We start from the raw sequence: 23,391 nt of genomic DNA, 5'->3' as shown, positions 1-23,391 counted from the left end.
ATCAGTCTTTTTGGAAATGAACTTTAACCGTTCTTCTTTCCTGACTTCCGACGGTTCGCAGCGAAAAAAGCAGATGCTTCCTCCAGAAATTCATTAAGCTCTTCAAGCTCACGGTTTTTCTTTTCGAGCTCTTTGATCCGCTTGTTTGCTGCCTGAAGCTTGCGAGCTTTATTGCCCGCTTTTTAAACTCTTCATCATATTGTTTTCCTGTTCCCATTGATGACACACTCCTTTGTTTTTTATTATACTTTGATTGTCTTGTATGTGTCAAGTTTTATTATACAGGATTAGGGCTGAATTATCAGGTGATGTTTACGGGGATAGAATAAGATTATGGAGCTGAGGAATTTGCTGCTTGGCTCTTTTCTTTTTTGAGAGGTACTTTGATTCCAGTGGAGTCGAAGTTTGAAATAGCGTAAAATCGGGGATTGAGGTTGCTTTTTCGACAAAGATATGATATAATGTATGTATGAAAGATATGATATAATGTATGTATGGCACTAATATTTCAACACGTATGCACCGTGATGAGTATGTGTCCCTCGATTCGATTGAAAAAATATGTCAGGTGCTAAACTGTAAGATAGATGATATCGTAGAGTTTTTACCAGAGCCAAACCAGTCGGTTCATGATAATGAATTAAAAGAATAGTAATTAGGAGCAATATCAATGGATGCTATTATCAAATACCGTGGAGGGAAACGAAGGGAAATCCCCCAATTCATAAATTTTATTCCCGCTGATTACGATACTTACATTGAGCCTTTTCTTGGTGGAGGCGCTGTCTTTTTTCAACAGGAACCCAACAATGCCATTATCAATGATATAAATGAACCTCTTATAAATTTCTATAGGCAGCTGGCAACTCAGTATGATCGAGTTATGGATGAATTACAAACTCTGCATGAAATCTATGAGCATAATGAAGATGTATACAGTACAAAAAAAATGCGCAATCCAGAAATTAGAATAGAAAATGGGAACGAACCACTCTATTACAGATTAAGAGATATGTATAACAGCATTATCCCTTCGGAATATTTGCCTGCAACATTATATTATTTCATTAATAAGACAGCTTATTCGGGAATGTTACGTTTTAATGCTCAAGGGCAATATAATGTACCATATGGGCGATACAAGCATTTTAATGTAAACATTATTACCGAAGGTCACAGAGATCTGCTCCAAAGAACGCACATTCTAAACGATGATTTTGAGAATGTATTCAACTTGGCACAAACGAATGATTTTATTTTCTTAGACCCACCATATGATTGTACGTTTCATGAATATGGAAATTTAACAGATGATTTCAATGAAGCTGAACAACGACGGTTAGCAGGAGCGTTCTATAATTTGAATTGTCGAGCACTAATGGTAATTAGTAGAACACCTCTTACTACAGAACTCTATGGGCAAAATGTGGTGGCTGAATATCCAATTAGATATTCGGTAAATATTAGAAATAGATTTACAGGAGATGCCTCCCATATTGTTGTTACAAACTACTAAAAGGAGAACATTATGAATTCTACAGAAATTATTCGCAATTATATTGATAATCAACTTCACTATCCCAGAGTAAATCGAGCTGGGGACATAGATGAGGTTACACTACCCTCAACAGAAACAATAATTATTTCATATGCTGATATCTCAATCACTGGAACGGAGCGAGCTCGACCTCAGATTAGGATATTTACTGATAACGCTACAAATGGATATCACATTGCTCGAAGCGAGAAAAAACGATTCTTTTTCCTTACCATATATAGTAAGGCAGCAGCGTATGTTTCTTATTTGGGACATATAACCCCCTCTGAGTACATTGTTTCGCTTGAAACCAATGTCTCATCTATATCTGGACGCATGGACATAAGAAGCATGTATGAGTGGCTAGATGGGAAAGTTGCAGCATCCTCTGCGCCCATTAATTGTATTCGTTGTAATAATGGTGATCATGCTTGTGGCATATATCAGGCATCTTTTCTCAGAATATCAAATGGTGGTACTGCTATAATTCCTGCAGAAGTAACAGATTATCTAAATATTTTTGATATGCGACCGTATTTTATCCCGTCATTAGTGACATTTAATTATACCCCTCTTGACGAAAGGGACAAGCGCAATGTGATTGCTTTCGGGGCTCCAGGAACTGGCAAAAGCTACTTTTTTAAGAAATACTTAGATGAACATCATGTTTCATCTGATGATTATGAACGAGTAACCTTTTATTCAGATTATTCGTATTCGCAGTTTATAGGAACATATAAGCCAGTAGACGTTGGTGGTATGATAACTTATAAATTCGTTCCTGGTCCATTTATGCGAACGCTTGTCGCGGCGTTGGAAAATGCTTCAACCACAGCCCCTCACAAACATTATCTTATTATTGAAGAATTAAACCGAGCTAAGGCTGCGGCTGTTTTTGGCGATATGTTTCAATTGCTCGACAGGGATGATACCGGAAGAAGTGAATACTCAATAAACGCAAGTGAGGATATACGGGCATATTTAGCTGAACACTTTGGCGGTGCAGCTTCCGCTTATTCCAAATTGGCGATTCCAAATAATATGTATATTTTCGCAACTATGAATAGTGCGGATCAGGGTGTATTCCCAATGGATACAGCATTTAAGCGTAGGTGGAACTTTAATTATATTGGCATTGATGATGAAGAATTCAAGGTAAATATTGATCCCTCAACTGGTGTAAAAACTGCTACAGAATGTCAAAGTGGAACGTTTAATCTTGCCGACGGAGCCGTTGAGTGGAATGTTTTACGTCGTGCGATAAATGCTAAGTTGTCAAATGACAGAATAAAAGCTCATGAAGATAAGCTGATGGGACCATTTTTTATGAAAACACAAGATTCTACCGGAACGTGTTTATTCACACTAGGTCATGAGGATGAAGAATTCAGTACACTATTCTGTGAAAAAGTTATTATGTATTTATTTGAGGATGCAGCAAAGACAAAACATAAGGAACTTTTTGAAGGGTGCGATAGCGATAAATTAAATCGTTTTTCTTACATTTGTGCAGAGTTTAAATCAAGAGGTCTTGCTATATTTGGTTCAGATTTCAGATCAAGAGAATATGCAAATCAGATAGCAGAGCGTGATGCCGCAAAAATGGAAAAAGAATGTTAATCTGTAGAGGTATAGTCTTATGAGTATTATATCCGCTTACGTTAGAGAGGACTGGCTATATCCTGCTACCGATCTAAGAAGCAAGAATATGTTTTCATTTGAAAGTGATGAAGATAGTTTTGTTAGATTCGTTAAGGATTTACTTGCACGAAAAATCATAAAACTCAAGAGCAAATTGGATAATGATGTCGATGAAGACGAAGATGTTGATTTCAATAATTATAATGACAAAACCTATTTAAATGCGGTATATAAATTTACATTTGTTGGTATAGTTATCTGTCATAATAGGCTTATTTATGTGTACCCAAAATATATTGGTGAAAACCAAAAGCTCCCTTCATATAATCCGCAAAGAGAATTGGCACAGGTTCTTAGAGTAATTGAAAAGTACAGTAGAGAGAAATCAAAACAGGATATCTATAACATAGACCTTTTTGCTGATGAAGGAAATCATAATCGAGACAAACTTCTTTCAGTCATGCTCTTTCTTTTGGAAGATTATGCATCAAATGGTGCATACGAAACGGATGAGACAATAATTGAAATTAACGGAAGCGACGAAATCCTTTGGCAAAAAACAATTGATGAGACTTATCCCATACTATCTAACAACAGACCATATTATGTAGAACTATACACTCGCAGAAATGTTAATAATGATTTCGATTATTTAAAACGTCTACATGAGTTCGTTATTACAAAATGTTCTCAAGAAATAGAAAAAACTTCGCTAACAAATTTCTTTAGCCTTCCATCCGTTTATGTTTCTGATGAAGATGAGAGTGCATTTGGAGATGAAGAACAGATTTTAAATGTGCTTGAAAGCACAATATCGCAAACATTCGATGATAGAAAACTTTCGGTGCTTACAGCATTGAAATTATATTTCAACAGCGGAAAAGTCTTGCTTGGAGAAAATGAACTACAACTTATTGGTACGCGATCTTTTGAAACTATATGGGAAGAAGTTTGTGCGAAAGTATTTACAAGCCAAAAAAATGATTCTCTAAACAAGATCGAACCTTACATTGATCACTCAATGATAAACAAAAATTTCAAGGGTAAGACCCCTACCCTAGTTGAACTAATAAAACAACCTATATGGAAAAGATATCGTAAAGGTGCTAGCGGAATTCCAAAAGACACATTTAAACCAGATTATCTGCGCTTTGAACGCAAAGCAAATCCCGATTACTATGTTTTTTATATCCTTGATGCTAAGTACTATTGTCCAAATTGGACAGATGATTCAATTTCAGGGCAACCGAGCGTTGAAGATGTTTCAAAACAATATTTATATTATCTTGCCTACCGAGATGTATTGGAAAGATATAAGGTTAGCGAAGTAAGAAATTACTTCTTGATGCCCAAACGCAAAGGCGAAGATAAAATCCCGGGATTTGTAAAAATAGACATATTAAAACAACTCGGTCTTGGTGTCGTTGAAGTACGCATGCTTGATCCGCAGTTAATGTATGACAATTACTTACGGAATCGGCATTTAAATTTATCAGAATTACAATGAAATGCCGCATCAGATAACAATCCCATGATGCGGCTTTCTTAATCTATTTTTCTCACGCAGTCAATTTCGTACAGACAGTTCATACTTGTGCAATAAAATAGATGCACACCTCGAAAAGCTCGTATTTACGAGCTTTTTTTGCGTTTTGAGGGTAAAAATTTCAGGTGTAAAACGGTAGATGCTTTTTCGTTAAAAAAGGATCTGAACCCTCAACAATTAAACATCGTCAAACAAAACGGCAGACTTTGAGCAGATTTTGCTCTGAGCCTGCCGTTTTGTTATGAAAAAAATTCACAAAGTTTTAAAGGCTGTTTTGTCTAATATCACGAATTAATGTGATGTTAAACGAAACAGTCTTTTTTGTTAGCACAAGAGAGAGGGTGATTCCAATGTGGCAGGTATACCATTAAAAGAGAGCAAAAATTAATTCAACAGGAGGCAATATGATATACAACCAAAACAAGGTAGAAATACTGAGACAGAGATATCCGGAAGGAACAAGGATCTGCGTTGACTCGATGGACGACTACTGTCCCATTGAAAGCGGAACCTGTTGTACGGTTGAGTTTGTGGATGATGCAGGTACTCTCCATTGCAAATTCGATAACGGAAGAACGCTCGGAGTTATTCCCGATGTGGATAAGTTCCATAAAATTGATCAGGAACAGACTCAGACCGATGAGCAAACAGAAGAAATTACGGAAACTGAGGATATTGAAGAATCTGAAGAAATGAATATATCAATGTGACGGTCAAGTTTTGAAAAAAGCTTGGCCGTTTTTTTTATTGCAGAAAGGAACGTGGTAAATGATAAAATATTTTGATATTTTCGCAGGTATCGGCGGATTTCGCTCAGGACTTGAAAAAGCAGGCGGCTTTCAGTGCGTCGGATACTGCGAAATAGATAAGTATGCTAAAAAAGCATACGAAACGTTGTATGATACGGAAAACGAGGTGTATTACGATGACGCAAGAAAAATTGACCCAAACGAACTGCCCGATCTCGACCTTATTTGCGGAGGATTCCCTTGTCAAAGCTTTTCAATCGCTGGAAAAAGGGGCGGCTTTGACGATGCAAGAGGAACTCTCTTCTTTGAAATTGCCAGAATTGCTGCCGTCAAAAAACCTAAATATCTGCTGCTTGAGAACGTTCCCGGACTGTTATCGCATGACGGCGGCAGGACGTTTGCGACCATCCTCGGTACATTGGATGAACTGGGGTACGATGTCGAATGGCAGGTGCTTAACAGCGCAAATTTTGGAGTTGCCCAGTCAAGAAAAAGAGTGTTCATTGTCGGATTTCATAGAGAAAAGTGTTCCGGAAAAGTATTGTCTTTCACAGAAGCAAATCCAAAAACTCTTGTCCAAAGAATTCCCGGAAAGGAAGGAAACCGAGTCTACTCCGTTGAGGGACTGAGCATAACGCTTACAAGCCAGGCAGGAGGTTTCGGCGGAAAAACAGGGCTTTATGAAATTTTAGGACTGCCTATAAAGGTCAAAACCAAAACAGGCTATCAGATTGCCTTGCCGGGCGACAGCATAGATCTTGCCTATCCCGATATGAATTCAAGGCGTGGAAGAGTGGGCAAGGAGATAGCCCATACCCTTACAACAAGCTGTAATCAGGGATATTACGCATTGGGGATAGATATGAATCCCGAGCCGAAAGTCACAGAGCTTGCAAGATGTATCACCGCAAGGCAGGACAGCGGTATTGGTCATCACAAAGGCGAAAAATCCGGAGTTGTCCTCATAACAGACCCGATAGCCGTGCTTACTCCCGAAAAGGAAAAAGTCCGTCAGCAAGGCAGAAGATTTAAACTTCCCAACGAGCCGATGTTTACTTTGACCGTTACCGACAGACACGGCGTTGTGTACTGCGGGTATATCAGAAAGCTTATGCCGTTGGAATGCTGGCGGCTGCAGGGCTTTACAGATGAGCAGTTTGAAAGGGTGAAAGCCACAGGAATGTCCGATGCACAGCTGTACAAGCAAGCAGGAAATGCGGTGACAACTAATGTTATTGAGGCTCTGGCAAAGTATATTTTAGACATTGATAAGGAGAATGCGAATGGATAATATGGTGAAAACATTTGTGAATGAGGAGTTTGGCTCGGTGAGAACTATCGAGGAAAACGGGAAAATACTTTTCTGCGGCTCTGATGTTGCAAAGGCATTAGGGTACAGAAGGCCAAAAGATGCGATAAATGCTCATTGTAAGGGGGCTGTAAAACGCCGCCTCCTTACAAATGGCGGTGCACAGGAAATGAAAATGATATCCGAAGGTGATGTGTACCGCCTTATATCCCACTCCAGACTTCCCTCTGCTGAAAAATTTGAAAGCTGGATATTTGATGATATCCTCCCAACTATCCGCAGAACAGGCGGCTATGTTTCAAACGAAGAAATGTTTATTGAAAACTACCTGCCCTTCCTCGACGAACCGTACAAAAATCTTTTCCGTCTGCAGATGACGTTTATCAGCAAATTGAATGAACGGATCAGAAATGATAAGCCACTCGTGGATTTCGCTCTGCACGTTGCCGACAGCGAGGATCTCATAGATATGAATGCTATGGCAAAGCTTGCGGCTGATAAAAATTTCAATATCGGCAGAACAAGACTGTTTCGCTGGCTGAAAGAAATGGGAGTGCTTATGTCAAACAATCTGCCGTATCAGAGATATATCGACCGAGGATATTTTGCAGTTAAGGAATCAGTGTTTGAGGTTGACGGCATGAAAAAGACCTATCAGCAGACGTTTGTGACCGGAAAGGGGCAGCTCTTCGTTATATCATTGCTGAAAAAGTATTACGGAAAGGAGCTTGCGTAATGTACGAAAAGCCAAAATGTCCGCTCATAGGTCAGAACGGAAATATCTTTAATCTTATGGGCATTGCTTCAAGAACACTGAAAAGAAATGGTATGTCGAATGAATCCAAGGAAATGTGCAGCCGAATCACCTCTTCGGGAAGCTATGATGAGGCGCTGAGTATTATTGACGAGTACGTGGAAATTACTTCGGTTGATGAGGAAGAAACCGAAGATTTTGAAATGGAGATGATGTAAATGACGTATTTGTTCATTGGAATGATGATAGGCGTTATCATCGGAACAACGATAGGTTCTCTTGCCGTTGCTTTTAAGTTTGCGGAAAAAGAGATCGCACGTCTTGATAAGGAGGTCAAAGATGCACACAAACAGAGTTAAAGCGAAAGTAGACTTCAAGTTCTGTATGGGTAATATTCCTGCAATGCTGAGAGCAACAAAGCCTGTGCTTTCGGAAAAGCAATACAAGGAGCTGTGTAATGAGGTAAACAAAGCCGACGGCTACCTTGAACAGAAACGCATAATATTCAGCTATGTTGACCCGATAATCAAGGGCTGAAAACAGCGTAAAATCTAATATTTATTAAGGTCGTTTTGCCAACAGCAGATCAAAAATCTGGTGCTTGCAAAGCGACTTTTCTGCTGTTGGTTCTAACGGCAGAAAGGAAAAACATGAACAGTTTTATGTCATGGGTAGGGGGAAAGAAGAATCTTCGTGACGAGGTTCTTGCAAGATTTCCACCTTACTATGAAAGGTATATAGAGGTTTTCGGCGGAGCAGGCTGGGTGCTGTTTCATAAACCGCCGGGTATGGATTTTGAGGTGTATAACGATTTTAACGGAAATCTCTCAAATCTTTATCGGTGTGTGCGGGATAAACCGAATAAGCTGAAATACAAGTTGCGGTATGTCCTCAATTCCCGTGAGGATTTTGACTGGATCGCAAGTCTGCACAAGCGAGGTCTGTTCAGCAGATTTCGTGATGTTGACAGAGCGGCTAAGTTTTATCAGCTTATACGTTACAGCTATGCAAGCGGTCTTGACAGCTTTGGAAGTCAGCCACATTCGATGTGGTCGGACTTCCCTATGATCGACCTTGCCGCAAGAAGATTACAGAAAGTAGTTGTTGAGAACAAGGATTTTGAAAGGCTTATCAGGCAGTATGACAGACCCGTCAGCTTTTTTTACTGTGATCCGCCGTATTTTGCGACTGAAAATTACTACAAGGACGTAGGTTTTACTGCAAAAGACCATATCAGACTGCGTGACGCTCTGCTTGACATCAAAGGCAGATTTTTGGTTTCGTATAACGATTGCCCTGAGATCCGTGAGATATGGCATAAACCAAACATTCACATTGAAGAGATAAGTAGGCTGAACAATTTGGCACAGCGGTATGACGGCGGCTGTCAGTATGCAGAGTTGCTCATATCAAATTATGACACAAGCGAACGTGCGAAAGCTATCAAACAGCTTTCGCTTTTTGATTAGGAGGTTTTTATGAAGAAGATAATATTGGCACAGGTTTTAACAGCAAAAGGCAAAACAGAATTTTCAGGGCTTTATGACAGGCACGGAAATGCTGTAATAGTGGAGGTCGAACGTGACAGCAACGGTGTTTCACTTATCGTGTGGCAGGACGAGCAGAAAAAGCAGCATTTTGACTGTGGGATATCCGAAGAGGAGATACAGCGTACCTGTGCAATGTTTGATGACTGCGGCGATTGTCCGCTGAAAGAGTATTGTGAAAGTGAGGTTCTGAAACAAAATTAAACGTATTATCGAAAATTTCAACCTTACGTTGAACAATATTCAAATACCGGTTTATTGATTTTTCGGCGGTTCTCCTTTATAATAAAATCATAGCAGTACTGTTGAATATTATTTGAATATCAGGAGGTTATTATGAATTTATTTATAGGTGAAAACTTGAAACGGCTTCGTAAAGAAAAGGGTCTTACGCAGGAGCAGCTGGCTGAACGTTTGAATGTGTCTTTTCAGGCGGTGTCTAAATGGGAGTGCGGAGATGGTTATCCCGATATCGTAATGCTGCCTTCGATTGCTCAGATATTTGGCGTGTCCCTTGATGAGCTGGTGGGTATGCAGAAAATATGCAGCAACGAAGAGGCTGAAAAAATATTAGCACAGGTCGATGAGAACGAGAGCAAGGGTCTGCGTGCGGAAAATGTAGCATTGCTGCACGAGGCGGTGAAAAGATTTCCGAATAACTATATGATGTCAGCCAAGCTTGCGGCAAATTTGTTTTGTCTTGAGAGTAAGGGCGAAGAAACAAGCAAGACGAGATCGTCGGAGGCTGCTGAAATTGCGGAATATATTCTGGCAAATTGTACTGACAGAAAGATCACTGACTGGATGAGAGTGGATATATGCTATTACTACTATTGGGCAGGGAACAAGGAAAAGGCGTTGAAGCGTGCTGAGGAGTTGCCTGCTGCTGAAAAAAATACGGTCAAAGAATTTCTTTTAGCAGGTGATGAAAAAATGGTGCTTTCTCAGAAAAATATTATCCTTCATTTGCAGGAGCTTTGCTATTCTCTGCTTACCAGAGCTGATGTGAACTGTGAGAATGATCCGCAGCTTGAAGATACAGACAGGTTAAAAATTCTGAACAAGATCGTTGATGTATCTGAGGTGATATTTGAAAATAAAGATTATAATTTCCATTACAGGCTTATGTGTTTGGTATGCACTCACATTGCTGCGGTTGCAGTACGGGCAAAGGACTACGATGAGGCATTTGAAAATCTGAGAAAAGCCTTGAATTATTCCATTGCCGTTGATGAACTGCCTGAGAGAAAGCCATACACCTCGCTTGCGGTAAACAAGCTTATATATGATATGTATGACATAAGTGTTTCATCGCCCACGTTATGCTGCAAAGAACTTCTGGGCTATCTGAATTGGAGTGTGTATGATGAAATAAGAGATACGGAGATGTTTCAGGAAATCTATTTGAAAGCAAAAGAACATTGTGATAAATAAGATAAAAAAAGAGCCGAAATCCGGCTCTTTTTCTTTGCAAAAATGGAAAGGAGAAATGCACTTTATGTTCAAAAAATCGAAAATATTAAAGAAACTCGGTGCAGGGTTCATGGCAGGACTCTGCGCTTTTTCTATGCTCGGCTCATCTATGAGCGGAGTTATCACAGCGAATGCGGCAAGTACTTCGACTGAAAACTCAGCTTTTCCGTCGGCAGATACGGTGATTGCAAAAGCGGCAACCTTGCTCGGCTCGCCGTATACCTTTGGAAACAAAGGCTACTGGTACGCATACAATCAGGGACAGTACACTCCGCTGTCGGTCGAAACAATAAATAATCTTGGCATCGACTGTTCGGGTCTTGTATACTACACGCTTACACAGCTCGGATACAAAACTTCGGGATTTTCATGGAACAACCCTGTGCCTGTTGACACAGATCATTGGCTTACAGTCAATGATAACTGCACCATAACTTACGACGGAAAGACTTCAAAGGTTGAAGTCGAAAAGAAAAACATCAAAACAACAGACCGCCCATATTGGGAGTGTGCTGATGGTTCGGTTATTACAGCAGGTTCTGTGGTGGTCGCTCAGAATCCGAGTGGTGAGGATCACGCTTGGATATATATGGGCGAATTTGATTCAAGAAACGATGTGGTAAGCTACCTTAAGTCTATCGGCGTTTCGGAAAGTCTTATCAATTCCAAAACAGTCGGGGACGGCACAGGCGCAGGAGGTACACACTGGAGAATCGAATCAAACGGTTCTGAGGGCGTTGTTATCAACAACAAGACTGACGGTAAGACCGCTACCGCTATGAATATGTCGGCGTTCAGGATCACAAAAAATGATGTGAAATTTGAAATAACCAAGGTTCTTGCTTCGGACAAAACGGTTAAAATTTCAGGTACAAGCAAGGTGGACGGCACGGTTGCAAAATACGGAGTATATACCGATAAGGCTTGTAAAAACAAGGTCGGCGAGATCACTATCGGCAAGGACGGAACAGGCTCCATTCAGTTACCCGAAAAGCAGTATTACGTTAAGGAGATCTCCGCACCGACAGGTTACAGTATCTCTGAAGAAGTGTTCGCATTAAAGGCTGACGAAAATATATTTGTGACCGAAGATTTTACGAGAGGCACAATTAAGGTCAACAAGACCGCCGAAGATGGAATCGTAAGCGGCAGAGAGTTCAAGGTCACAGGAAACGACGGCAGCAGTTACACCAAGAAAACCAATGCAAACGGCGTTGCCGAATTTAACGGATTAAAGGTATACAACACATCTACGGGCAAAGCGATCACCTACACCGTATCCGAGATCAATGTAGATACAAGATACGAAGTTCCTAAGGCTCAGAATGTTACGCTTACAAGCGGAGATGTTGATCTGACTGTGAATGTAAAGTTCAACAATCAACTTAAAACGGGCTCGATAAAGATAAATAAGCAGTCTGAGGATAATCAGAACGGTGATAGGGAGTTCACTATTACGGGCAACGGTAAGACCTACACAATTAAAACAGGTTCGGACGGTGTTGCAATTCTTTCCGATATTCCCGTTTACAACAGCAGAAACGAGAAGATCGTGTACACCATTTCCGAGAAAAATGTTCCAATAAGATATGTAGTTCCTGCGGATCAGACAGCAACTCTTACTGCTGACGCAACCACAACTAAGACATTCAAAAATATCCTCAAGAAATTTACTGTAGAGGTGAAAAAGCAGGATTCCAAAACAGCATCAGCACAGGGCAATGGAACGCTTGCAGGAGCAGTTTACGGACTGTACAAGGACGGCGAGCTCGTAGATACCTATACGACCGATGAAAACGGATATTTCAAGACAAAAGAGTATGTCTGCGGAAACTACACTGTTCAGGAAATTTCGCCAAGCGAGGGCTATCTGCTTGATGAAACAGTTTACTCAGTTGGTGCAGAAGCTGAGAATTATTTCATTGAGCATAACCCACTTTCTATGACAGTGACTGAGGACGTTATCAAGGGAAATATCGCAATGATCAAGCATTCCGATGACGGCTCTACTCAGATAGAAACTCCCGAAGTGGGAGCTGAATTTGAGGTGTATCTGAAATCTTCGGGGTCTTATGCAAATGCTGTTGAAACAGAACGTGATTACCTGACGTGCGATGAAAACGGATTTGCACAAACCAAGGATATGCCATACGGAATTTACACCGTGCATCAGACCAAGGGCTGGGAAGGTACTGAGTTTATGGCTGATTTTGATGTGAAAATTTCGGCTGACGGTCAGACCTATCGCTACCTCATCAACAATGCAGAATTTAAAAGCTATATCAAGGTAGTAAAAGTGGATTCCGAAACGGGAAAAACCATTCCTTACGAGGGTGCAGGCTTTGAGATCTATGATTCAAACGGTCAGAAGATCTCAATGACTTTTGCATACCCTACCCCAACCACAATCGACACTTTCTACACAAACAGCGAGGGCTATCTGATCACTCCCGAAGTTCTTCCCTACGGTGAATATTCGCTTGTTGAGGTTCAGGCTCCTGTGGGTTATGTTCTGGACAGTACGCCTGTGTCTTTCACAGTTTCTGCTGATAACGCAGAGGAAGAAAATGCCCTGACGGTTATTAAAGTCCGCAAAGAAAACACCGCTCAGAAAGGAAAAATCAGCGTTCGGAAAACAGGCGATATTTTCACAAGCGTGGCAACGGCTTCCTCCGCATACACCAATGAAAACGGTGAAATGATCGTGAATCCAACAACTTACACTCCCGTGTTTGCAGACGGAGATCTCAGCGACGCAGTATTTCAGGTGATCGCTGTAGAGGATATCGTTACACTCGACGGTACAACAAGAGCTTATGCAGGAGATGTTGTTTCGGAGATCACGACAGACGAAAACGGCTATGCCGAAACCGAGCCGCTTTATCTCGGCAAGTATGAGGTCAGAGAGACCAAAGCTCCATACGGTTATGTGTTGAACAATAAGCCTAAAGATGTTGAGCTGACATATGCAGGGCAGGAATTTGAGGTGAGAGATACTGTGAATACAGCTTTTGAAAATGAGTATCAGAGCGTGAGGATATCGCTTTCTAAGGTTATGGAAAGTGATGAACTGTTCGGGATCTACGGCAAGGACTACTATACGAGCGTTCGTTTCGGGCTATTCACCGCAGAAGATATTACTGCCGCTGACGGTACGGTTATTCCTGCGGACGGAATGATTTCAGAAGTTTCACTTGATGAAAATATGACCGCAAAATTTGATGTACAGATACCTTTCGGCAGGTATTATGTTCAGGAAATTGCAACCGATGAACACTATGTTCTCAGCGGCGAAAAGTATCTTGTAAACTTCGAATATATGGGACAGGACATTCAGACTGTGGATATTGACTGCGGACAATTCGTAAATCTTCTCAAGCGTGGCAGGATAGAGGGTCACAAGGTAGATGACAAGAGCGAACCTCTTGAAAATGCGGTGTTCGGGCTGTTTACTGCCGATTGCGTGAAGTTCAGCAGAGATACTGCAGTAATGACTGCCGCTTCAGATGAAAACGGATATTTTGTGTTCGACGAAATCCCCTATGGCGAGTATATTATTCATGAAATCGAAACTCCCACAGGATATATTTTTAGTGATGAGAGCTATCCTGTTACTGTTTCTGAGGACGGCGATGTGGTTGAAATAACTGCTGTCAACAAGCCAATCACAATCGAGATCTCAAAGGTCAATGTTTACGGCGAGGAACTTATCGGCGCAGAAATGCAGCTTATTGACTCTGAGGATAATGTAGTTGATGAATGGGTTTCCGACGGCACAAATCATGTTGTTTCAAAGCTTGGTGCGGGTGAATATGTGCTTAAAGAAATTGCCGCACCCGACGGTTATGTTATCGCTGCGGACATTAAGTTCAGCGTTGATGTTTACGGCAATGTTACCGTAGAAAATGCAGATGCGGCAGTGATTGCTGAAGACGGCACGCCCATAGTCATAATGGTGGACGAGGCTAAGCCAAGCTTGCCTGACACGCCTCACACAGTCACAACAGACAACCCTCACACAGGTGTGTCACCAGACAATGGCATATGTATCTATCTTATGATCGGCTCTGTAATGCTTTTGTCCTTAATATTTGCAAGCAGAAAGAATAATGAAAGGAATGATGTGTAATGAGAAGAGCCAAAACAAAGAGAATGGCTGCGGCATTTGCAGGGGCTTTTTGCTTTGCCGCAATGCCTACGACCACCGCCTACGCTTCGGGCGATGTTGCGGGAGCGGTCACAAGCACTTGGAACACAGCCAGATCGCAGATAGTGTCGGTGGTGAACAATGTTGTTTTTCCGTGCCTTGATGTTATCCTTGCGGTATTGCTGTTTGTGAAGATAGGTGCGATGTATATGGACTACCGCAAGCACGGACAGATAGAATGGACTCCTGTTGCGATAATCTTCGCCTGCCTCATATTCACACTTACCGCTCCGCTGTATATCTGGTCCATTGTGTAAGGAGGTATGACAAATGAAGAATATTCTTATATTCGCCGTACTGTCTGCGGTGATCCTTACAGGCTGCGGAAATATCTCGCCGCCGTTCAAAGCCGAGCAGACAACGGTCACAACAGCCGCTCCGACAGTAAGTGCGGCTGCCTCTTCGGAGGCTGAAAGTACCGTCGATGAAGAACAGGTAAAATATGATACCTTTATTGCGGAGTTTTTCGATTCAAATATATGCTTTGCAGATATAAGCGCATTGGTAACAGAAGCAATGAAAGGCAGTTCCTTTGAGAACGAAATTGATAACTCAAACGGTGTGAATAAAATTACTTTGAAAGGCTCAAACGGCGGCGGTATGATCGATGTTCTGTGTATTGATCTAAGTCAGAGTGATCTTGATCACGATATGGAATATATCCTTGAAAACTTCGGAGATTATTACTTCGGACAGACCTCCGCACAGATGAGCGGTATCACCGAAGATGACTTTGTTTCGAGTTACCGAATGACAAGCAGTGTTGTTTCAAAGGGCAAGTATCAGCAGTACGGCTCTGTTCAGAAATCCGATGGTATGGCGACGCAGTTCGGATACACGGAAACCTACGCTGTGCTGAGTGAAAACAAGCTGACCGTTGTGTCGGGTGCTTTTCTCAGTACGGATATGATGGAGAGGCAGAGTTTTTCGCAGCTGATGAGTCAGTTTGTGGAAAATGTAAAGTATTAAGGCGGTGATGTAATGCCCTACATTCCATTCACAGACGAACAAAAACAGCTTGCTAACAGCGTAGACTTGGCAGAATACCTGCGTGTGCGAGGTGAAAAGCTTGAGCGTGTCGGCATAGAGCATAAGCTCATATATTACGACAGCTCAGGCAAGCACGACAGTATAACTATCCGTGGGTCAAAATGGTTCGACCATAAAAATCAGGTTGGCGGTGGTGCAATAAAATTTATGCAGGAATTCTATGATATGGACTTTCAGACAGCCGTTCAGGAACTGCTGGGACAGAGGGTAACTCCGCTGTCCCACAGTCCGCCGAAAGCTATCGCAAAGGAAGAAAAGAAAGAGTTCAGACTGCCCCAAGCAAACACAAATATGCACAGAGTCTATGCCTACCTCATAAAACAGAGGTTTATCGCTCCCGAGGTCATAACTCATTTTGCAAAGCAACACACACTTTACGAGGATAAAGAACATCACAATGCCGTGTTTGTAGGAATTGATGAGAACGGCGTTCCAAGGCAGGCAAGCAAGCGTTCAACAAATTCTTACGGCAATAGTTTCAGGATCACTTGTCAAGGTTCTGACACAAGATACAGCTTTGCACATTTCGGTGAAAGCAAAAGACTTTATGTATTTGAAGCTCCCATTGATATGCTGAGCTTTCTGACGCTGTATCCGAAAGAATGGCAGAAACACAGCTACATCGCTATGAACGGCGTTTATGAAAATGCTGTTTTAACGGCTTTAAAGAACCATTCTAACCTGTCAGAAGTCATTCTCTGCGTTGATAATGACGAGGGCGGTATCGAGGCTGCTGACCGTCTAAGGGATATCCTAAATGAGAACGGATATTCAAACGTAAAACGCCTTGCACCGCCGTACAAAGATTGGAACGAGGTGCTAAAGGAGAAGAATGGCGTTTATGCTTTGCCTGCTGTACCAAACAAGCATAAGGAAGAATATCATTGTCAGGCGGAAAATCTGCAGTATCTCAAATGCCGTCCGGATAAGCTGACGTCTCAGATCTATGCGGCCTTCAAAAACGAACAATACAAATATCTCGCCGAGTATGCACTTGCAGGCTCGGCGTTTTTTATTGATAAAAGCTGTGAAAAGGATATGTTTGCAAAGCTCAGAGCCAAGCTGAAAGCAGAGTACAAGCCGTACACAGATAAAGGCAAAGCAGCCGCTAAGCAAAGAAATTTGCAGGAATGTGTTACTGAAGTAATGAAAGATCTAAGACAAACAGCTCGTACCCGTGAGCAATCGGTAAATACGGCAAAACTGCTGTATCAGCTTGCGGATAGGGCTGTCAGATTATCGGTTGAGGAAACTTTAAGCGTTTCCATTCAGGAGCAGAATGAGGATATTGATATTGTTCCCGAACCCGAACCTTGTATGGAATTCAGCTGATCAAGTTTTTTGGTTTTGTAAAGCAAAATAGAGGACTTAGTCCTCTAAGAAAAACTTGCAGCAATAGCCGTTTGCGGCTATTGCTATACCCTCCGCCTCACAGCGCAATACCTTGAAGATAACAAACTAACTATCTTATTAAATACAAAAGAAAGAATATTATATGATCGGAAGTGAGAAATTGAATGATAGACAAATGTTTTTAATAGGCGTACTTGTTGTAATTTTCATTGCCTTTTTAGTGGTAGTAAATCTGCTTGACAACAAATCGCTTAACGGAATAAAGGCAAAAAAAGTCGGCAATGGACAGCACGGAACTGCGAGGTGGGCGACAAAAGCTGAGATAAAACGTACTTTTATCCCTCTGCCATTCGAGCCTGATAAATGGCGTAAGGGAGAAAATCTTCCGCAAAGCTCTAACGGAGATGTTATTCAGGGAACTGTGGTCGGGTGCAGAGGTTCAGGAAAGAAAACTGTTGCACTTGTGGATACCGGTGATGTCCATACGCTTATGATAGGAGCGGCAGGAGTCGGCAAGACCGCATACTTCTTGTACCCTAACATCGAACTCGCTTGTGCAAGCGGAATGTCGTTTATCTCGACGGATACAAAGGGAGATGTGGCACGAAATTATGGTACTATCGCAAGCAAGTATTACGGCTACAATGTTTCTGTGCTTGATCTGCGTAACCCTACACGCTCAGACGAAAACAATATCCTGCATCTTGTAAACAAGTATATGGACATTTATCTGTCCGATAAAAACAATCTTTCAGCGAAAGCAAAGGCTGAGAAATATGCTAAGATCACAGCAAAAACAATAATCAACATCGGCGGCGGTGACAGCCACAGCTACGGACAAAACGCTTTTTTCTACGATGCGGCTGAGGGTCTGCTTGCTTCCGTTATTCTTTTACTTGCGGAGTTCGGCGAAAAGAACGAACGTCACATCGTTTCGGTGTTCAAGCTGATACAGGACCTTTTGGCAAAGTATCAGCCAGACCCGAAAGCAAAACCTAAAATGTATTTTTCAAAGCTTATGGACAAGCTTCCAAGCGAACACAAAGCCAAATGGCTTGCAGGAGCGGCTCTGAATGCGTCCGACCAGTCTATGCTTTCTGTAATGTCGACTGCACTTTCAAGGCTCAACAGTTTTCTTGATTCTGAACTTGAACAAATGCTGTGTTTTGGAACGGCGATAGACGCCGAGAAGTTCTGCAATGAAAAGTCTGCTATTTTTATTGTTCTTCCCGAAGAAGATACGAGCAAATATTTTATGGTTTCACTTTTGATCCAACAGCTATACCGTGAGATATTAGTCATTGCAGATGAAAACGGCGGAAAGCTTAAAAACAGAGTTATGTTCTACTGCGACGAGTTTGGAACTTTTCCTAAGATAGAGGGTGCTGAATCTATGTTCTCCGCAGGACGTTCAAGAAAAATATCCATTGTGGCGATAATACAGTCCTTTGCACAGCTTGAACAGAACTACGGGAAACAGGGTATGGAGATAATAACTGACAACACTCAGCTTACTGTGTTCGGCGGATTTGCACCAAACAGCCAGAGTGCAGAGGTGCTTTCAAAAGCTTTGGGCGAACAGACGGTATTAAGCGGTTCTATATCAAACGGCAGGGACAGATCTCAGTCATTGCAGATGATAGGCAGACCGCTTATGACTGTGGACGAATTAAAGTCCATGCCTAAAGGACAGTTTATCGTTATGAAAACAGGAACACACCCGATGATAAGCAAATTAAAACTGTTCTTCAAATGGGGTATCAAGTTTGAAGAAGAATACAAACTTCCCGATAAGACCGCAAGAAATGTTTCATACAAGGAGCGTGACGAGCTTATTCGTGATATTGAAATCAAATATCCTCAGAAGAAAAAAGATATGCTGCCTGTGGAATTTGAGGAAGAGCCAAAGAAAAAGACCAATGTCAAGACATAAAAGGAGTGATGTTTATTGATATTACCGAGAAGGATCTACGATTTGGGACTTAGCCACAAAGCTGTGTCCATTTACTGCTATCTGGCAAACCGCGCCGACAAAAACGGCGAATGTTTTCCATCTGTGAGAAGAATAGCGGAAGATCTGAGCATTTCAAAAAGCACGGTGTTTCGTGCTTTTAACGAGCTTGAAGAAAGCGGATCGTTAGAGCGTTTCCCCCGTTATCACCCACAAGGCGGTCGGCGGAGTTCTCTGTACCGCATAAAGGGAGAGATAACTAATACAAATCGATCCGAGAAACGAGGTGATAAGCTTGTTTGATTGGATATCTGACGCTATCGACTGGATAGGCGACGGGATATCAAGCTTGTGGGACAGCACCATAGGCGGAGCGGTAGACGCAATATCCGACGCTGTGTGGGACATTATGTTCGAGTGGCTTTTCAACAAGGTCTACGGTGCGGTGGCAGAGCTTTTTATGTTCATAGATCAGTCGGCAACCGATCTGTTCTCTCTTGCCTGGGTGAGGACCTTTGTCAGTCTGTTTCAGGCTCTCGGTTGGATGCTTTTTGTCTGCGGTCTTGTCATGGCGGTTTTTGACACTGCTATGGCATACGAGTCGGGAGCGGCTAACATCAGGCAGACCTGTGTGAATGTGATAAAAGGCTTTATGGCGGCGGCTCTCTTTGCGGTAGTCCCACAGCGGCTTTACGAGCTGTGCATAGCTTTGCAGGGTTCATTTTCCTATGATCTGCTTGGGGTGTTTTTGTCTGACACATACAGCACTATAGCCGATTCGGGGCTTTCTGTGCTGTATGTTCTTGCATCTGACGTTTCACTTTTCAGCCTGTTTTTTATCATACTTTTCGGTTACTGCACGGTAAAGGTCGTGTTTGCGAACATCAAGCGAGGCGGCATAATGCTGTGTCAGATAGCAGTGGGAAGTATATATATGATAGGCATTCCCAGAGGCTTTACAGACGGCTTTTCAAGCTGGTGCAAACAAGTGATAGCGACCTGTCTTACAGCCTTTTTGCAGACTGTGATACTTTATCTAGGATTGCTGACTTACACTCAGCACCCTCTTATTGCAGTGGGCATTTGCCTGTCAGCTACTGAAGTGCCGAGGATAGCTCAGATGTATGGATTGGATACCAGTGTGAGAGTCAATATGATGTCTGTTAGCCATACGGTTTCTATTGGAGCTAAAGCGGTCGGTATGCTGAAACATAATGCATAAAACTTAAATTCATATTTTTATATTGCTTTCTATGATTTAATGTGGTACAATATGTTTGGATAGTAATAATTTCAATTTTTAGCATCAGCACACTGGAAATTCCAATAGATATTATTTCGTTAATGGTAAGTATATTGAGTTTATTTGATCTTGATTTTATCGGAGGCGGTAATATGGGATTTAAAGCATTTCTAAGAAAGGCTATAAGTGGCACTTTTGAGATGATTCTTGTGAATGTACCAAGTATGATGTTTTATTGAAATTATTATATATAAGTGCCATCAAGGGTTCGAATCCCTTGCATCTCACCAAGAACTCTGAAAGCAATTTCGGAGTTCTTTTTTTAGGAGGTCTGATAAAATGAAAACCTACATCTATCCCGAAAACCTAAAAGCTAACGTCAAACTGTGGTTCTGGAACGTCCGTGACTTTATCATTATCTGCACAGGGCTGATCCTGTCGGTGGTCGTGCTTGTGAATCTGTGGAACGTTCTTCCCATAGCGGCAACAACATCTTATGCATTTCTTAGCCTGAGAGCTGACGAAACTTCGATCATAGACTATATTTTTAACGCTGTGAAGTTTTTTCTGACTTCACAGCAATTGTATTTATGGAGGAAATTTTAAATGACAAAGAACAAAAACAGCGTTCAGGGCTTGATAGGTCTTGAACGCTTTACTCGTTTCGGTGTAAAGACCGACAAAGCCGAGCTTGCTTTTTTCAACGTAGAACCTACCAATATTTCTGTTCTGTCAGCAGCTAATATCGATGTCAAAATACATCATCTTATGATGTTATTGAGTACCATACCTGACCTAGAAATACTGGCATTGGACTCCTGCGAGTGTTTTGACAGCAATAAAAATCATCTCAGGAAAAGGCTTGAAAAAGAGCAGAACGAGGCGGTCAGAAAACTGCTGCAAGCTGACTATGATTTTCTTGATGAGATACAGATTGAGATGTCCACGGCAAGGCAGTTTATGTTTGCTGTGCGGTTCAGACGTGAAAAGGACGAGCAGATATTCAGCACGCTGAATCGTGTGGATAAGGCAATATCGGAGCACGGTTTTGCGGCTAGGAGAATGACTAAGCCTGAGATCAAGCGTATGCTGGCACTGTATTTCGGAACGAGTATTTCAGGCGATGAGATACCCGATATCGAGGGAGAAACCGAATTTGATTTGGAGGCGAAAACAAATGAGAACTAAAAAGCAGAAGAAAAAAGAACTGTCTGATGAGCAGCTTGAGATAGTGGAAGCAAAGGACTTTTTCGACCGCACCATGCCGGGCGTGATCCGCTTTTACACCGACCACTACATCTGCGGAAACTTCTACAAGTCCTGCTGGGCGGTGACGGAGTATCCGCCAAGTACGGAAGAAACGGCTATACTTGCTCACCTTGCGGACAGGAACGGTGTAACGCTCCGTATCTACAACCGACTTGTTACAAGCATGGAGCAAAGGAAGATCGTTCAGCAGGCAATGAGGAAAAACCATATGATGACCACCACAAATGACGTCAACGAGAGCATAAAGGCTCAGAACAACATTGACGATGTGGTAGAACTGCTGTCGGAGCTTAGAAGGAATAAAGAGCCGCTCCTGCATACAGCCGTGTTTATCGAGCTAAAAGCAAGTACTGAGGATAAGCTGAAAGAACTGCAGGCTGATATTCAAATGGAACTGACACGTTCCAAAATATCCGTTGACAGACTGCTGTTACGACAGAAAGAGGGATTCTTGTCTGTTCATCCTGCGGGCAATAACGTGTTTGCAAGTCAGTTTGAAAGAGTGCTGCCTGCAAGCTCTGTGGCTGATCTTTATCCGCTGAACTATTCAGGTAAGACTGACGAAAAAGGCATATATATTGGCCGTGACAAGTTTGGAACTAACATTCTTGTTGACTTTGACAAGCGAACCGAGGACAAAACCAACTCGAACATTTTGATACTTGGCAACAGCGGTCAGGGCAAATCTTATCTTATGAAACTGCTGTTGTGCAATCAGCGTGAATCAGGCAAATCTATACTGTGCTTAGACCCTGAACACGAATATGAGGACCTGTGCAATAACCTTGGCGGAACATACATTGATATGATGTCGGGCGAGTTTATGATAAATCCGCTTGAGCCCAAAGCGTGGTCAGAAAGTTCTCGCCCTGAAAATCAAGAAAAGGAAACCGGTGACAGCCCTGAAACATTCCGAAAAGTAACCCGTTTAAGTCAGCACATCAGCTATCTAAAAGACTTTTTCAGAGCATACAAAGACTTCACAGACGCAGAGATCGACACAATAGAGATAATGCTTATGAAGCTGTATGCACGTTTCGGAATTGACGATCTTACAGATCTCGATAAGCTGGAAAGCTGTGACTATCCTGTAATGTCAGACCTGTATGAGTTAGTTGAAAAAGAATTTATGGCGTTTGATAATGCTAAAAAACACCTCTACACCGAAGAAATATTGCAGAATATCTGTTTGGGATTGCACTCAATGTGCAAGGGTGCAGAGTCGAAATATTTCAACGGCAGAACAAACATCAAGGACGGTGAGTTTATCTGTTTCGGCGTAAAGGGTCTTATGGATACGAACAAGCGGCTGAAAGATACTCTGCTGTTCAACATCTTGTCATATATGTCTGATCAGCTTTTAGGCAAAGGAAATACTGTTGCGGCAGTTGATGAGCTGTATTTATTCCTCACTAATATGACGGCGATAGAATATATTCGTAACGGTATGAAACGTGTGCGTAAGAAAGAGTCCTCGTTTATTCTGGCAAGTCAGAATATCGAGGACTTTCTGCTGCCTGAGATAAAGGAGTTCACAAAGCCGCTGTTTTCTATTCCTGTACATCATTTTCTGTTCAATCCGGGAAATATCTCGCCGACGGCATTCATTGACACCTTACAGTTGGAAGAGTCAGAGTACAGTCTTATCAAGTATCCCGAACGAGGTACTTGCCTGTATCGGTGTGGTAATGAGAGGTATCTGCTGCAGGTCATTGCTCCTGCTTACAAGGCTGCGTTGTTTGGTTCGGTAGGAGGAAGGTGA

The 23,391-nt window shown here is 42.0% G+C and carries 24 protein-coding genes; 23 read left to right on the top strand and 1 reads right to left on the bottom strand.

Translation table 11 applies throughout. The features are described 5' to 3' along the window. Nucleotide 1: 1 nt before the first annotated feature. Nucleotides 2–217 carry a hypothetical protein gene (locus tag RBI_RS01365; RefSeq protein WP_038670491.1) on the bottom strand — a complete coding sequence of 72 codons (216 nt, stop codon included), beginning with the start codon at nucleotides 215–217 and terminating at the stop codon, nucleotides 2–4. Between the two features lie 273 nt (nucleotides 218–490). Between RBI_RS01365 and RBI_RS14415 the strand changes: the two genes are divergently transcribed. From RBI_RS14415 to RBI_RS01260, 23 genes are all read left to right on the top strand, one after another. Continuing rightward, nucleotides 491–652 carry a helix-turn-helix domain-containing protein gene (locus RBI_RS14415; protein ID WP_081855902.1) on the top strand — a complete coding sequence of 54 codons (162 nt, stop codon included), beginning with the start codon at nucleotides 491–493 and terminating at the stop codon, nucleotides 650–652. Between the two features lie 18 nt (nucleotides 653–670). Further along, the gene (locus tag RBI_RS01360) at nucleotides 671–1,516 is read left to right on the top strand and encodes a DNA adenine methylase (RefSeq protein ID WP_038670489.1); all 846 of its coding nucleotides are present in this window, start codon (nucleotides 671–673) and stop codon (nucleotides 1,514–1,516) included. Nucleotides 1,517–1,528: 12 nt separating this feature from the next. After that, complete coding sequence (locus tag RBI_RS13870; RefSeq protein WP_051706258.1) at nucleotides 1,529–3,157, top strand: AAA family ATPase; 1,629 nt, start codon at nucleotides 1,529–1,531, stop codon at nucleotides 3,155–3,157. 19 nt (nucleotides 3,158–3,176) lie between these two features. Continuing rightward, a complete protein-coding gene (locus tag RBI_RS01350; protein WP_038670487.1) occupies nucleotides 3,177–4,685 on the top strand; it encodes an LlaJI family restriction endonuclease in 1,509 nt (502 codons plus the stop codon). Between the two features lie 443 nt (nucleotides 4,686–5,128). Then, entirely contained in the window at nucleotides 5,129–5,434 is a 306-nt protein-coding gene (locus RBI_RS01345; RefSeq protein WP_038670485.1) for a DUF4314 domain-containing protein, read from the top strand. A gap of 58 nt (nucleotides 5,435–5,492) precedes the next feature. Beyond that, nucleotides 5,493–6,764: a DNA (cytosine-5-)-methyltransferase gene (gene dcm, locus RBI_RS01340; RefSeq protein WP_038670483.1), complete on the top strand. Its 1,272-nt coding sequence runs from the start codon at nucleotides 5,493–5,495 to the stop codon at nucleotides 6,762–6,764. Then, nucleotides 6,757–7,518, top strand: a complete 762-nt coding sequence (locus RBI_RS01335) for a phage antirepressor (protein ID WP_038670481.1) — start codon at nucleotides 6,757–6,759, stop codon at nucleotides 7,516–7,518. The genes dcm and RBI_RS01335 overlap by 8 nt, the downstream gene beginning before the upstream one ends. After that, nucleotides 7,518–7,754, top strand: a complete 237-nt coding sequence (locus RBI_RS01330) for a hypothetical protein (protein WP_038670479.1) — start codon at nucleotides 7,518–7,520, stop codon at nucleotides 7,752–7,754. The genes RBI_RS01335 and RBI_RS01330 overlap by 1 nt, the downstream gene beginning before the upstream one ends. Next, complete coding sequence (locus RBI_RS14870; RefSeq protein ID WP_158455038.1) at nucleotides 7,755–7,895, top strand: hypothetical protein; 141 nt, start codon at nucleotides 7,755–7,757, stop codon at nucleotides 7,893–7,895. It begins immediately after the preceding gene. Beyond that, nucleotides 7,876–8,073 (top strand): hypothetical protein, encoded by a 198-nt coding sequence (locus RBI_RS01325; RefSeq protein WP_022288247.1) that lies wholly within the window; start codon nucleotides 7,876–7,878, stop codon nucleotides 8,071–8,073. The genes RBI_RS14870 and RBI_RS01325 overlap by 20 nt, the downstream gene beginning before the upstream one ends. A gap of 125 nt (nucleotides 8,074–8,198) precedes the next feature. Further along, nucleotides 8,199–9,005: a DNA adenine methylase gene (locus RBI_RS01320; RefSeq protein WP_038672891.1), complete on the top strand. Its 807-nt coding sequence runs from the start codon at nucleotides 8,199–8,201 to the stop codon at nucleotides 9,003–9,005. A 9-nt stretch (nucleotides 9,006–9,014) separates the two neighbouring features. Beyond that, complete coding sequence (locus tag RBI_RS01315) at nucleotides 9,015–9,287, top strand: hypothetical protein (protein ID WP_038670477.1); 273 nt, start codon at nucleotides 9,015–9,017, stop codon at nucleotides 9,285–9,287. Between the two features lie 132 nt (nucleotides 9,288–9,419). Further along, nucleotides 9,420–10,517 (top strand): helix-turn-helix domain-containing protein, encoded by a 1,098-nt coding sequence (locus RBI_RS13865; protein ID WP_051706256.1) that lies wholly within the window; start codon nucleotides 9,420–9,422, stop codon nucleotides 10,515–10,517. A gap of 64 nt (nucleotides 10,518–10,581) precedes the next feature. Then, entirely contained in the window at nucleotides 10,582–14,685 is a 4,104-nt protein-coding gene (locus RBI_RS01305) for a SpaA isopeptide-forming pilin-related protein (RefSeq protein ID WP_051706254.1), read from the top strand. Next, a complete protein-coding gene (locus tag RBI_RS01300; protein ID WP_081855900.1) occupies nucleotides 14,685–15,020 on the top strand; it encodes a DUF3852 domain-containing protein in 336 nt (111 codons plus the stop codon). Before RBI_RS01305 ends, RBI_RS01300 begins: the two co-directional genes overlap by 1 nt. 13 nt (nucleotides 15,021–15,033) lie before the next feature. Next, nucleotides 15,034–15,732: a hypothetical protein gene (locus tag RBI_RS01295; RefSeq protein ID WP_038670475.1), complete on the top strand. Its 699-nt coding sequence runs from the start codon at nucleotides 15,034–15,036 to the stop codon at nucleotides 15,730–15,732. A 12-nt stretch (nucleotides 15,733–15,744) separates the two neighbouring features. Then, nucleotides 15,745–17,145: a DUF3991 and toprim domain-containing protein gene (locus RBI_RS01290; protein ID WP_038670473.1), complete on the top strand. Its 1,401-nt coding sequence runs from the start codon at nucleotides 15,745–15,747 to the stop codon at nucleotides 17,143–17,145. A 196-nt stretch (nucleotides 17,146–17,341) separates the two neighbouring features. Further along, nucleotides 17,342–19,099 carry a VirD4-like conjugal transfer protein, CD1115 family gene (locus RBI_RS01285; RefSeq protein ID WP_081856021.1) on the top strand — a complete coding sequence of 586 codons (1,758 nt, stop codon included), beginning with the start codon at nucleotides 17,342–17,344 and terminating at the stop codon, nucleotides 19,097–19,099. Between the two features lie 15 nt (nucleotides 19,100–19,114). Then, nucleotides 19,115–19,420: a helix-turn-helix domain-containing protein gene (locus tag RBI_RS01280; protein ID WP_051706251.1), complete on the top strand. Its 306-nt coding sequence runs from the start codon at nucleotides 19,115–19,117 to the stop codon at nucleotides 19,418–19,420. Then, nucleotides 19,413–20,339, top strand: a complete 927-nt coding sequence (locus RBI_RS01275; protein ID WP_051706249.1) for a conjugal transfer protein TrbL family protein — start codon at nucleotides 19,413–19,415, stop codon at nucleotides 20,337–20,339. Before RBI_RS01280 ends, RBI_RS01275 begins: the two co-directional genes overlap by 8 nt. 360 nt (nucleotides 20,340–20,699) lie before the next feature. Beyond that, complete coding sequence (locus RBI_RS01270) at nucleotides 20,700–20,966, top strand: hypothetical protein (RefSeq protein ID WP_038670471.1); 267 nt, start codon at nucleotides 20,700–20,702, stop codon at nucleotides 20,964–20,966. Then, nucleotides 20,967–21,548 carry a hypothetical protein gene (locus RBI_RS01265; RefSeq protein ID WP_038670469.1) on the top strand — a complete coding sequence of 194 codons (582 nt, stop codon included), beginning with the start codon at nucleotides 20,967–20,969 and terminating at the stop codon, nucleotides 21,546–21,548. After that, nucleotides 21,538–23,391: a VirB4 family type IV secretion system protein gene (locus RBI_RS01260; RefSeq protein ID WP_038670466.1), complete on the top strand. Its 1,854-nt coding sequence runs from the start codon at nucleotides 21,538–21,540 to the stop codon at nucleotides 23,389–23,391. Before RBI_RS01265 ends, RBI_RS01260 begins: the two co-directional genes overlap by 11 nt.

It is taken from the genome of Ruminococcus bicirculans (ex Wegman et al. 2014), assembly GCF_000723465.1.
In the GTDB taxonomy this organism is placed as follows: Bacteria; Bacillota; Clostridia; order Oscillospirales; family Ruminococcaceae; genus Hominimerdicola; species Hominimerdicola aceti.
This window is presented reverse-complemented; position numbering and strand designations above follow the sequence as displayed.